Annotated in this window: 10 protein-coding genes; 7 read left to right on the top strand and 3 right to left on the bottom strand. The window is 63.6% G+C overall.

Going from position 1 to position 12,186, the window contains the following annotated elements; translation table 11 throughout:
* Positions 1-27: 27 nt before the first annotated feature.
* The 7 genes from glgC to nudI all read left to right on the top strand — a co-directional run bounded on the left by glgC (position 28) and on the right by nudI (position 8,241).
* The gene (gene glgC / locus OVA00_RS21810) at positions 28-1,290 is read left to right on the top strand and encodes a glucose-1-phosphate adenylyltransferase (RefSeq protein ID WP_034786853.1); all 1,263 of its coding nucleotides are present in this window, start codon (positions 28-30) and stop codon (positions 1,288-1,290) included.
* A 7-nt stretch (positions 1,291-1,297) separates the two neighbouring features.
* Entirely contained in the window at positions 1,298-2,740 is a 1,443-nt protein-coding gene (gene glgA, locus OVA00_RS21805; protein WP_034786855.1) for a glycogen synthase GlgA, read from the top strand.
* A gap of 6 nt (positions 2,741-2,746) precedes the next feature.
* Positions 2,747-4,375: an alpha-D-glucose phosphate-specific phosphoglucomutase gene (locus OVA00_RS21800; RefSeq protein WP_060604719.1), complete on the top strand. Its 1,629-nt coding sequence runs from the start codon at positions 2,747-2,749 to the stop codon at positions 4,373-4,375.
* 288 nt (positions 4,376-4,663) lie between these two features.
* A complete protein-coding gene (gene glgX, locus OVA00_RS21795; protein WP_268089612.1) occupies positions 4,664-6,628 on the top strand; it encodes a glycogen debranching protein GlgX in 1,965 nt (654 codons plus the stop codon).
* Positions 6,629-6,702: 74 nt separating this feature from the next.
* Positions 6,703-7,191, top strand: a complete 489-nt coding sequence (locus tag OVA00_RS21790) for a MaoC family dehydratase (RefSeq protein WP_034786863.1) — start codon at positions 6,703-6,705, stop codon at positions 7,189-7,191.
* A gap of 23 nt (positions 7,192-7,214) precedes the next feature.
* Positions 7,215-7,754: a GNAT family N-acetyltransferase gene (locus OVA00_RS21785; protein WP_034786865.1), complete on the top strand. Its 540-nt coding sequence runs from the start codon at positions 7,215-7,217 to the stop codon at positions 7,752-7,754.
* Positions 7,755-7,803: 49 nt separating this feature from the next.
* Positions 7,804-8,241: a nucleoside triphosphatase NudI gene (gene nudI, locus OVA00_RS21780; RefSeq protein ID WP_268089611.1), complete on the top strand. Its 438-nt coding sequence runs from the start codon at positions 7,804-7,806 to the stop codon at positions 8,239-8,241.
* A 67-nt stretch (positions 8,242-8,308) separates the two neighbouring features.
* Here nudI and OVA00_RS21775 read toward each other — a convergent pair whose 3' ends face one another.
* Genes OVA00_RS21775 through OVA00_RS21765 form a run of 3 tightly spaced genes read right to left on the bottom strand, consistent with a single transcriptional unit; the run spans position 8,309 to position 12,178 of the window.
* Positions 8,309-8,860, bottom strand: coding sequence for a sarcosine oxidase subunit gamma (locus OVA00_RS21775; protein ID WP_268089610.1), 552 nt, complete (start codon positions 8,858-8,860; stop codon positions 8,309-8,311).
* Positions 8,853-11,846, bottom strand: a complete 2,994-nt coding sequence (locus tag OVA00_RS21770; protein WP_034786875.1) for a sarcosine oxidase subunit alpha — start codon at positions 11,844-11,846, stop codon at positions 8,853-8,855. Before OVA00_RS21770 ends, OVA00_RS21775 begins: the two co-directional genes overlap by 8 nt.
* Entirely contained in the window at positions 11,843-12,178 is a 336-nt protein-coding gene (locus OVA00_RS21765) for a sarcosine oxidase subunit delta (RefSeq protein ID WP_034786877.1), read from the bottom strand. The genes OVA00_RS21770 and OVA00_RS21765 overlap by 4 nt, the downstream gene beginning before the upstream one ends.
* Positions 12,179-12,186 lie beyond the last annotated feature (8 nt).

The raw sequence follows: 12,186 nt of genomic DNA, 5'->3' as shown, positions 1-12,186 counted from the left end.
CTTAAGGTCAATGAATGGGGAGGACAAATGGTGGAAAAGCGTACGCAACCTCTGGCACGTGATGCCATGGCCTATGTTCTCGCCGGCGGTCGCGGCAGTCGCCTGAAGGAACTGACCGACCGACGGGCGAAGCCGGCGGTCTATTTCGGCGGCAAGGCCCGTATCATCGACTTCGCGCTGTCGAACGCGCTCAACTCCGGTATCCGCCGCATCGGCGTCGCCACCCAGTACAAGGCGCATTCGCTGATCCGCCACCTGCAGCGTGGCTGGAACTTCTTCCGCCCGGAGCGAAACGAAAGCTTCGATATTCTCCCGGCCAGCCAGCGCGTTTCCGAAACGCAATGGTACGAAGGCACGGCCGACGCCGTTTACCAGAACATCGACATCATCGAGGACCATGGCGTCGAATACATGGTGATCCTTGCTGGCGACCATATTTACAAGATGGACTACGAATTGATGCTGCAGCAGCACGTCGATTCCGGCGCCGACGTCACCATCGGCTGCCTTGAGGTGCCGCGCATGGAAGCAACCGGTTTCGGCGTGATGCATGTCGACGAAAAGGACCGCATCATCGCCTTCGTCGAGAAGCCGGCCGATCCGCCGGGCATTCCCGGCAATCCGGAGATGGCGCTTGCCTCCATGGGCATCTATGTCTTCCACACGAAGTTCCTGATGGATCTTCTGCGCCGCGACGCCGCCGATCCGAAATCGAGCCGCGACTTCGGCAAGGACATCATCCCCTACATCGTCGATAACGGCAAAGCCGTCGCCCACCGTTTCGCAGAGTCCTGCGTGCGGTCGGACTTCGAGCGCGAGGCCTACTGGCGCGACGTCGGCACGATCGATGCCTATTGGCAGGCCAATATCGACCTGACCCACGTGACGCCGGAGCTCGACATCTACGACAGCACCTGGCCGATCTGGACCTTTGCCGAGATCAAGCCGCCGGCGAAATTCGTGCATGACGATGAAAACCGCCGCGGCTCGGCAACCTCGTCGCTGATCTCCGGCGACTGCATTATCTCAGGCGCCGCGCTCAACCGCAGCCTGTTGTTCACAGGTGTCCGCGTAAATTCATATTCCCGTCTGGAGAATGCCGTAGTTCTTCCCGATGTGAAGATCGGTCGCCACGCGACGCTGCGCAACGTGGTCATCGACAGCCGTGTCGTGATCCCCGAGGGCCTCGTCGTCGGTGACGATCCGGTGCTCGATGCCAAGCGTTTCCGGCGTTCGGAAAACGGCGTCTGCCTGATCACGCAAACGATGATCGACAAACTGGGAATGTAGGCACTTCATGAACGTCCTGTCCGTTGCGTCCGAAGTCTATCCGCTGATCAAGACCGGGGGGCTCGCCGATGTCGTCGGCGCGCTTCCGGCAGCGCTTTTGCCGCACGGCGTCAAGACCCGCACGCTGGTGCCCGGCTATCCGGCCGTGCTGCAGAAGCTGAAGAAGAAAAAGAAGGTCGGCAGTTTCGAAAACCTGTTCGGCAATCCGGCGACAGTTCTCGCCGCCGAAATCGACGGGCTCGATCTGCTGGTCCTCGACCTGCCTGAACTCTACGCCCGAGACGGCGGCCCCTATGTCGATGCCACCGGCCGCGACTACGTCGACAATTTCCGCCGCTTTGCCGCACTCTCGCTTGCGGCGGCCGAAATTGCCGGCGGCGATGTCGTCTCGGGCTGGAAACCCGATATCGTTCACGCCCATGACTGGCAGACGGCGCTGACGCCGGTCTACATGCATTTCGGCCCGGCGGCCGCAACGCCGACGGTGATGACGATCCACAACATCGCCTTCCAGGGCCAGTTCGGCGCCTTAGTCTTCCCCGAGCTTGCCCTTCCCGCCGAAGCCTTCTCGATGCAGTTCGTCGAATATTACGGCGACGTCGGCTTCCTGAAGGGCGGCCTGCAGACCGCCGACGCCATTACCACCGTCAGCCCCTCCTATGCGCAGGAAATCCTGACGCCCGAATTCGGCATGGGCCTCGAAGGCCTGTTGAAGAGCCGCGTCGCCGACCTCTCTGGCATCGTCAACGGCATCGACGCCGACATCTGGGATCCGCAGACCGACCCGCACATCGCCCAGCATTTCAGCGCAACGAGCCTGAAGCAGCGCGCGGCCAACCGGCGTGCGCTCGAGGAACGCTTCGGCCTTGAAAAAGGCAACGGCCCGATCTTCTGCGTTGTCAGCCGGCTCACCTGGCAGAAGGGCATGGATCTGGTCGCCGAGATCGCCGACGAGCTCGTCGCCATGGGCGGCAAGCTCGTGGTGCTCGGCTCCGGCGACGCGGCGCTCGAAGGCGCGCTGCTCGCCGCTGCCTCCCGCCATCGCGGCCATATCGGCATGGTCACCGGCTACAACGAGCCGCTGTCGCATCTGATGCAGGCGGGCTCCGACGCCATCCTCATTCCGTCGCGCTTCGAGCCCTGCGGGCTTACCCAGCTCTATGGCCTGCGCTACGGCTGCGTGCCGGTCGTCGCCCGCACCGGCGGGCTTGCCGATACCATCATCGACGCCAACGAGGCCGGGCTTGCGGCCAAGGTCGCGACCGGCTTCCAATTCACGCCCGTCAATGCCGATGGGTTGCGGCTTGCGATCCGGCGGGTGCTGCGTGCATACAGCGAGCCCAAAGTCTGGTCGAAAATTCAGACCCAGGGCATGAAATCGGACGTTTCCTGGGCCACAAGTGCCGAGCGTTACGTCTCTCTTTATTCCGGACTTCTCGGGAAAGGTTAAGTCAGCATGATAAGAACGGTTACCACAACTCCCTACGGCGACCAGAAGCCTGGCACGTCAGGGCTGCGCAAGAAGGTCCCGGTCTTCCAGCAGAAGAACTATGCCGAGAACTTCATCCAGTCGATCTTCGATTCGCTCGAAGGCTTTCTGGGCGAAACGCTTGTCATCGGCGGCGACGGTCGCTTCTACAACCGCGAAGTCATCCAGATCGCCATCAAGATGGCGGCGGCCAACGGCTTCGGCCGCGTGCTCGTCGGCCGCGGCGGCATCCTGTCGACGCCGGCTGCCTCCAACGTCATCCGCAAGTACAAAGCCTTTGGCGGCATCGTGTTGTCGGCCAGCCACAATCCTGGCGGCCCGACCGAAGACTTCGGCATCAAGTACAACATCGGCAATGGCGGCCCGGCACCGGAGAAGATCACTGACGCGATCTTCGCGCGCAGCAAGGTGATCGACAGCTACAAGATCTCCGATGTCGCCGACATCAACCTTGATGCCGAAGGCACGCAGGACATCGACGGCATGACGATCACCGTCATCGATCCCGTCGCCGATTATGCCGAGTTGATGGAAAGCCTGTTCGACTTCAGCGCGATCCGCAAAATGATTGAAGGTGGCTTCCGCGTCGTCTTCGATGCGATGAGCGCCGTTACCGGTCCCTATGCCAAGGAGATCATCGAAAAGCGACTCGGCGCGCCTAAGGGCTCGGTGATGAACTTCATCCCGCTGCCCGATTTCGGCGGCCACCACCCGGACCCGAACCTGGTTCATGCCCGCGCACTCTATGAGACGATGATGGCGCCCGACGCACCGGATTTCGGCGCCGCTTCCGACGGCGACGGCGACCGCAACCTCGTCATCGGCCGCGGCATCTTCATCACACCGTCCGACAGTCTGGCCATGCTCGCCGCCAACGCGCATCTGGCACCCGGCTATGCCAAGGGTCTTGCAGGTATCGCCCGTTCGATGCCGACCAGTGGTGCTGCCGACCGTGTCGCCGAAAAGCTCGGCATCGGCATCTACGAGACGCCGACCGGCTGGAAGTTCTTCGGCAACCTGCTCGACGAGGGCATGGCGACGATCTGCGGCGAGGAAAGTGCCGGAACCGGCTCCAACCACGTGCGCGAGAAGGACGGGCTCTGGGCAGTCCTGCTGTGGCTCAACATTCTGGCCGTGCGCAAGGAAAGCGCGCTCGACATCGTCAAGAACCATTGGGCGACCTACGGCCGCAACTACTATTCGCGCCACGACTACGAAGAGGTCGATTCTGATGCGGCCAATGGCCTGATCGCCAACCTGCGCGACCAGCTTGCCACGCTGCCCGGCAAGTCCTTCGGCGCGCTCAAGGTCGCGACCGCGGACGACTTCGCCTACAACGATCCGGTCGACCATTCCGTCAGCAAGAACCAGGGCATCCGCATCCTGTTCGAAGGCGGCTCCCGCGTCGTCTTCCGCCTGTCGGGCACCGGCACATCGGGAGCAACGCTGCGCGTCTATATCGAGCGCTTCGAGCCGGACGCCTCGCGTCACGATATCGAGACGCAGACGGCGCTCGCCGATCTCATCGCCGTCGCCGAAGAGATCGCCAGCATCAAGACCCGCACCGGCCGCACCGAGCCGAGCGTCATTACCTGAAATACCGCACTATCGGGGCCGCTGATGCGGCCCTTTTTCGTTTGCCGCTTACCCCCCTCTGCCCTGCCGGGCATCTCCCCCACAAGGGGGAGATCGATCTGCGGCACGGCCTTGCCCTAAGATGGCGTTGACGTCGCAGGGATCCCCTCGCCCGTAAACCAACGCATCGGTTTATCGGTGGAATGGGAGGATGCCACAAGTCAACCTCCCCCTTGTGGGGCAGATGCCCGGCCGGGCAGAGGGGGGTGGGTCACACACACCGACGACACCACGAAGAGGGCCGCCTTCATGCCGACCAAAGGAAACCCACCCCTCGGTGCCACCATCACCTCCGAAGGCACCGTGTTTTCGGTCTGGTCGCACAATGCCGCCCGTATCGATCTCTGCCTTTTCGACAAATCAGGCGCCAAACAGCTGCGCCAGCTGCCGATGACGCGGAACGGCGACATTCACAGCTTGAAGGTTCCCGACGCGCCGAAAGGAACGCGCTACGGCTTCCGGGCCGATGGCGTCTATTCGCCCGATCACGGTCTCTGGTTCGATCCATCCAAGCTTCTCGTCGATCCCTATGCCATCGAACTCGACCGCCCGTTTGGCCATGATCCGCGCCTGACGATCTTTGGCGATGACACCGCCGACCTCGTACCGAAAGCGATCGTCACCGAGGTGAAGGCTGCCAAGGTGAAGGCGCCGCTCTTTCGCTCCGGCGGCCTTGTCTACGAAATCGCCGTCAAGCCTTTCACCATCCTCCATCCCGACGTACCCAAAGCCAAGCGCGGCACGGTGGCCGCCCTCGCCGAGCCCGCCATCATCGAACATCTGAAGCGCCTCGGCGTCTCGGCCATCGAGCTGATGCCGATCGTCGCCTGGATCGACGAACGCCATCTGCCACCGCTCGGTCTGAAGAACGGCTGGGGTTATAATCCGATCGCCCCTATGGCACTCGATCCGCGCCTGGTGCCGGGCGGCATCAAGGAGCTGCGAAAGACCGTCGAGGCGCTGCGCAAGGCCGGCATCGGCGTCATCCTCGATCTCGTTTTCAACCACTCCGGTGAAAGCGATCGCTTCGGCACAACGCTGTCGATGCGCGGCCTCGACAACCTGACTTATTATCGTCACGCCACCGACCGCCCGGGCGAACTGATCAACGATACCGGCTGCGGCAACACGATCGCCTGCGACAATCCGGTTGTCGAGGCACTGATCCTCGACAGCCTGCGCCACTTCGTCAGCGCTGCCGGCGTCGACGGCTTCCGCTTCGATCTCGCCTCGATCCTCGGCCGCGACATGGGCGGCTTCCACCGCGATGCCCCACTCTTTCAGGCGATTGCGGCCGATCCGCTGCTTGCCGACCGGGTGCTGATCGCCGAGCCCTGGGATATCGGTCCCGGTGGCTACCAGCTCGGCAATTTCCCCGCGCCCTTCCTCGAGTGGAACGACCGCGCCCGCGACGACCTCCGCATCTACTGGCGCGGCGATCGCCATTCGATCGGCGCGCTGGCGACAGCGCTTGCCGGCTCCTCAGGCAGTTTCGCCCGTTGGGGTGAGAGCGGCACGCGCACGGTCAACTTCATCGCCGCCCATGACGGCTTCACGCTGGCCGATCTCGTCTCCTATGCCGGCAAGCACAACGAGGCGAACGGCGAGGAAAATCGCGACGGCCACAACGAGAACCATTCCTGGAACAATGGCGCCGAAGGGCCGACGGCGGATCCGGAAATCAAGGCGGCTCGCCGCCATGACGTGATGGCGCTCATCGGAACGCTCTTTGCCACCCGCGGCACGATCATGCTGACCGCCGGCGACGAAGCCGGGCGCAGCCAGCGGGGCAACAACAACGCCTACTGCCAGGACAACGCCATCACCTGGCTCGACTGGACGGCGATGGACGACGAGATCGTCGCCCATACTGAGGCCCTGTCAGCCATGCGCTCCCGCTTCGGCGTTTTCGACGAGACCACGTTCCTGACAGGAAACGGCGACGTCGAGTGGTGCCGTCTCGACGGTCACCCGATGACCGTGACCGACTGGGAGCATCCGGCAACGGACAATCTGACAATGGTGCTGACCACCCCCGACCGCACGCAGAAGCGGGCAACGCGGCTTGCCGTCGTCATCAATCGCAGCCATGCGCCGCATCCCCTCCGCCTGCCCGACAGCGTCGATGGAAAATGGCAGGATGCGCTCGCAGCGTCATCCCCCGCCGATCACGTGGCGCCGCGCTCCGTTGCCTTCTTCGTCGAGGTTTTCTAAAGCTTTTCCACCACTTGCAGGTTGCAACGGGCGAGCCTATAGATCGCTTGGGGGGCTTGTTTCGAGGCGTTTACATGCTGCACGACATTTCACTTTCTGAGATCAAGGTGCTGGTCGGCAAGGAGGTCGGCGTTTCCGACTGGATCACGGTCACGCAGGAAACAATCGACAAATTCGCCGAGGCAACCAGCGACTATCAGTATATTCACGTCGACCCGGTGCGGGCCGCTGCCGAAACGCCCTTCGGCGGCACGATCGCGCATGGCTTCCTGTCGCTCTCGTTGCTCTCCGCGATGAACTACAATTGCCTGCCGAAAATCCGCGAACAGACCATGGGCATCAATTACGGCTTCGAGAAAGTGCGCTTCATCGCGCCGGTGAAGAGCGGCGCCAAGGTGCGCGGCCACTTCACCATGGCCGATGCCCGCTTCCGCGGCGCCAGCATGCTGATGATCACCTACGACGTCAGCGTCGAGATCGAAGGCGAGCGCAAGCCGGCGCTGACGGCAACCTGGCAGACGATCATCCAGTTCGATCCCAAGGATCGCCCCGCCGATGCCTGAGGCGGTTTGAGCAGGCAGATCCCATGACAGTAGCAGTCATCGTCGAGCCGGCCGACGGGCGTTTCGTCAGCGACTTTGCCGGCTGCGACTTTTCCTTCGAGGTCACGTCCGAGGCACGGCCGCCCTTCATCGGCCCCGATCTCGGCGACGTCGCTCCGGTCGAGAGCTACATCAAGACCTATGGATCCGACCCGGACGAGCTTGTGGAGACCGCGGCTGGGCCGGATGCCGCCCTCTTCACAGCGCGTCTCGACGGCCGGCTCGCCGGTTACATTGCACTCTCGAAGGCGTGGAACGGCTATGCCGAGGTGGACGATATCGCCGTCGACAAGGACGCGCGCCGCGCCGGCGTCGCGCGAGCTCTCATGGACAGGGCAGTGTCCTGGGCGCGGGAACGGGGCCTGCCGGGGATCAGGCTTGAGACCCAATCGAACAATGTCGCCGCCTGCCGCTTTTACGAGCGCTACGGCTTCGAGCTCGCCGGCCACGACCGACACCTCTATTCGGCATTGACGCCGGGAACGCACGAGATTGCGCTCTTCTGGTACTTGCGCTTCGCGTAAAAAAGCCAGGCGGCTGTCGTGGTCGCAAAATCAGTAAATGGAGAAGTCATTGCGCCAGCGTATCATCGTCTGCCCGCTCATTCAGAACAGGGGCGCCTACCTGCTCTGCAAGATGCCGCCCGATCGCGGCGTGTTTCCCGGGCAATGGGCGCTTTTGGGTGGCGGCCTCGAGCCGGGCGAACGTCTCGATGAGGGCCTGCGCCGTGAAATCCGGGAAGAGCTCGGAGACCGTCTGGAGATCGGAACGATCAAGCCCTGGACCTTCCGGGACGACATCCGGACAAAGTCCTATGCCGACGGCTCAACCGAGCAGCTTCATATGATCTATCTGATCTTTGACTGTGAGGCCGAAAATCGCGAGGTCAGCCTCAACGACGAGTTCCTCGAACATTCCTGGGTCGAACCCGAGCACCTTCAGGATTACGACCTGAACGACGCGACGAAGCGCACGCTCCTCGAAAAAGGCATCTTGCTCGCTCGGCAATGAGAGCGAGCTGTTTCAAACAGTCTTCGAATGCCGGGAGGTGCTTGCTCGCACCTCCCGGCTTTTTCATTTAGTGGCCGGCGTCAGCAGCGCCCTCGGAAAGCAGTCCGAAGACGAAGGGCGAGAACGACCGCCAGCACTCGACCCGGAACTGATCCTCGGCAGTGCGGAAGAGGATGATCTCCGCCTTGCCGAGGATCGTGCGCGAGCAGCCACCTACCGGGAAGATCGCCAGCGACAGATCCTGCGGGCAGCCGCTGTTGATAGCCACGTCGGCGCCCGGACCGCTGACAATGACGGCGACGTTGCGATGAGAAATGTCGACCGCCGAATGCAGCGTGCCGCTCGACGCCGCGGCCGTCAACAGGTCGGCCTCGCTTTCGTCGATGACCAGCCACTCGTCCGGGCCGATCCACAGCGCATGGCGCTGGCCGGAAGAGGCCGAGGTCTTCGGCCGGGTCGGCAGCGTCACGCCAAGTGCGGCCGAAAGGGCCGGCAGTGCGTCGGCGCCGGCGCGCAGCGAAATGCGCGTTGCTGCCGGTGCAGGCGTCAGGATCGCCTCGGCCGAGCCCCCGCGCGCGGTGAGTGCCGCCTTGCGGCTTGCAGTAACCTGGTCAGCCATGGAGGCGGCCCCCTTCCTTGTCAAAGAACACCATGTCGCTCACTTCGACGGCAATGGTGCGATCGGTCATCGGCACGTAGAGCGTCTGGCCGAGGCGCTCGCGGCCACCGGCCACCATGGCCAGCGCAATCGAGCGACCGCAGTTTGCCGACCAGTAGGACGACGTCACGTGACCGAGCATGGTCATCGGCTTTGGCTGGTTCGGGTCGGCGACGATCTGCGCGCCTTCCTCCAGCACCACCTTCGGATCCTTGGTGAGAAGACCGACAAGCTGCTTGCGGCCATCCTTGACGAGATCCGGGCGTTTCAGGCCGCGGATACCGACGAAGTCGGGCTTCTTCTTCGAGACGGCCCAGGAAAGACCGGCATCGTCCGGCGTCAGGGTCCCGTCGGTGTCCTGGCCGACGATGATATAGCCCTTCTCGGCGCGCAGCACGTGCATGGTTTCCGTGCCATAGGCGCAGGCGCCCATCGGCTCGGCCCGTGCCCAGATCGCTTCCCATACCGCCTGGCCATAGTCTGCCGGCACGTTGACTTCGAAGCCCAGCTCGCCGGTAAACGACATGCGGAAGAGCCGTGTCGGCACGCCGCAGATCCTGCCCTCGGCGACGCTCATGTGCGGGAAGGCCTCGTTGGAGAGGTCGATGCCCTCGACGAGCGGCGCGATGATCTCGCGCGCCTTCGGTCCTTGCACGGCGATGACGGCCCACTGTTCCGTCGTCGAGGTCAGCCACACCTTCAGGTGCGGGAACTCGGTCTGCAGATAATCTTCCATGTGGTTCATGACGCGCGGCGCACCGCCGGTCGTCGTCGTCACGTGGAAGCGATCCTCCGCCAGGCGACCGACCACGCCGTCGTCATAGACGAAGCCGTCGTCGCGCAGCATGATGCCGTAGCGGCAGCGGCCGGGCTTCAGGTTGTCCCAGGCGTTGGTGTACATGAGATTGAGGAACTGCGCCGCATCCGGGCCAACAACCTCGATCTTGCCGAGCGTCGAGGCGTCGAAGACACCAGCCACGTCGCGCACCGTCTTGCACTCGCGCGCGACCGCCTCATGCATGTCTTCGCCGGAGCGCGGGTAGAACCAGGCACGCTTCCAGTTGCCGACATCCTCGAACTCGGCGCCATGCGCCTCCTCCCAGGCATGGATCGGCGTCTTGCGCGCGGGGTCGAACAGGGCACCACGCGAGTGGTTGACGATCGCTCCGAAGGTCACCGGCGTGTAGGGCTGGCGGAAGGTCGTCAGACCCACCTGCGGAATGTCCTTGCCAAGCGCTTCGGCGGCGATCGCCAGACCATGCATGTTGGAAAGCTTGCCCTGGTCGGACGCCATGCCGTTGGTGGTGAAGCGCTTGATGTGCTCGATCGAGTGCATGCCTTCGCGCACCGCCAGACGAATGTCCTTGGCGCAGACGTCGTGCTGGAAGTCGATGAAGGCCTTAACCGTGGTGTCCGGCCCGGCGCCTTCGGCAGCGCCGATCATGCCGCCGGTCCAGCCGTAGCGGTTTTCGCCCGAAAGCGTCACCTGCGCACCGCCCTCTGTACCGGCCGCACGCGCGGTCAGTTCGCCGGCCGCAAGCGCCTCGTCGATGGTTGCCTGCAGGTCGTCGGTGCCGTTGCAGGCGCCGATCGACAGGCAATCCTGCAGGTACGTGCCTGGCAGGAAGCGCTGCGTCGCCGCATCGAACTTCACCTTGCCGCGCGACTGCGAGAACAGGTGCACCGACGGTGTCCAGCCGGCCGAGACCAAAAGCGCGTCGACGGCGAACTTGCGGGCCGAGCCGCCGCCATTGCGGGCGACACTGATCGAGTTGACGCGGAGCTTGCCACCGGCCTTGATCACCGAATGCCCGGTCAGCACCTCGATGCCGAGCTTGCGCGCTTCCGCCAGCACCGCCTCGCCCGGATTTTCGCGGCAGTCGACGATAACAGGAACCGAAACACTGGCCCGCTTCAGGTCGAAGGCCGCCTCATAGGCCGAGTCATGCGCCGTGTAGACGCCAACCTTGGAGCCGACTGCGACGCCGAAGTGATTGAGATAGGTGCGGCCGGCCGAAGCGAGCATGATGCCCGGGCGGTCGTTGTTGGCGAACACCATGTGCCGCTCGATCTGGCCGTTGGCGAGGATCACCTTCTTGGCGCGCACCTGCCACAGCCGTTCACGCGGCAGCGACTTGTCGAGGGCCGCCAGATGATCGGTCACGCGCTCGACGAGGCCGACGAAATTGTGGTTGTAGTAGCCGAAGCCGGTGGTGCGGGTGAGCACCGTGACGTTGTCCATGGAGGCAAGCGTCTTGGCGGTCTCCTGCGCCCAGTCCCAGCCATCCTTGCCGTCGATGGTCGTGCCGCTCTCGTAGCGAAGCGCACCACCGACTTCCGGCTGCTCGTCGCAGATGATCACCTTGGCGCCGGCCTTGGCAGCGGCAAGTGCTGCGGATAGACCGGCAACACCCGCACCGATGACAAGCACATCGCAATGCGCGTAGCGGCTGGCATAGTGATCCGGATCGGCTTCCGTCGGCGTAACGCCGAGGCCGGCAGCACGGCGGATGAAGGGTTCGTAGATCGCGTGCCAGGCAGCCTTCGGCCACATGAAGGTCTTGTAGTAGAACCCGGCGGCAAAGAAAGGCGACAGGAGATCGTTGAAGCCGCCGACGTCGAAGGCAAGCGACGGCCAGCGGTTCTGCGATTCCACCTTCATGCCGTCGAAGACTTCCTGCACCGTGGCGCGCACGTTCGGCTGGCGGCGGGCGGCATCCCGCGAGACGTCGAGCAGCGCGTTCGGCTCCTCGGCTCCGGCCGAAAGAATGCCGCGCGGGCGGTGGTACTTGAACGAACGGCCGACCAGATGAATGCCGTTGGCAAGCAGCGCCGAAGCGACCGTGTCGCCCTCGAGCGCCGTCAGCGTGCGGCCGTCGAAGGTGAAGCGCGCGGTGCGGGCGGGGGTCAGGCGGCCGACGCCTGGAATGCGATTGGCGCCCATCATTTCGCGGCTCCCTTATCCTGGCCGTTCTTGTCCTGCTCGCTCTGGAGAATGGTGGCGATGTCAGGCTTCGGTTCGCCAGCCTTGTAGGTGGTGTAGAAACGGTCGCTGACCGTGTCGCGGGCGGCGTTGAAGAATCGGCCGCAGCCATGGATGTGGCGCCAGCGTTCGAAGATCAGACCCTTGGGGTTCTGACGCAGGAAGAAATATTCCTCGAACTGTTCGTCGGTGATGTCGGCGATGTTTTCCGGACGGGCGATATGGGCGTCGCCGGCACCGCGGAACTCGAGCTCGGAACGCTCTTCCTCGCAATAGGGGCAGTAGATCAGAAGCATCTCGAAAT

The sequence above is a fragment of the Ensifer sp. SL37 genome (genome assembly GCF_026672675.1).
Classification (GTDB): Bacteria; Pseudomonadota; Alphaproteobacteria; order Rhizobiales; family Rhizobiaceae; genus Ensifer; species Ensifer adhaerens.
Note: the sequence above shows the minus strand (reverse complement) of the source record. Positions and strands in the feature narration are given on the sequence as shown.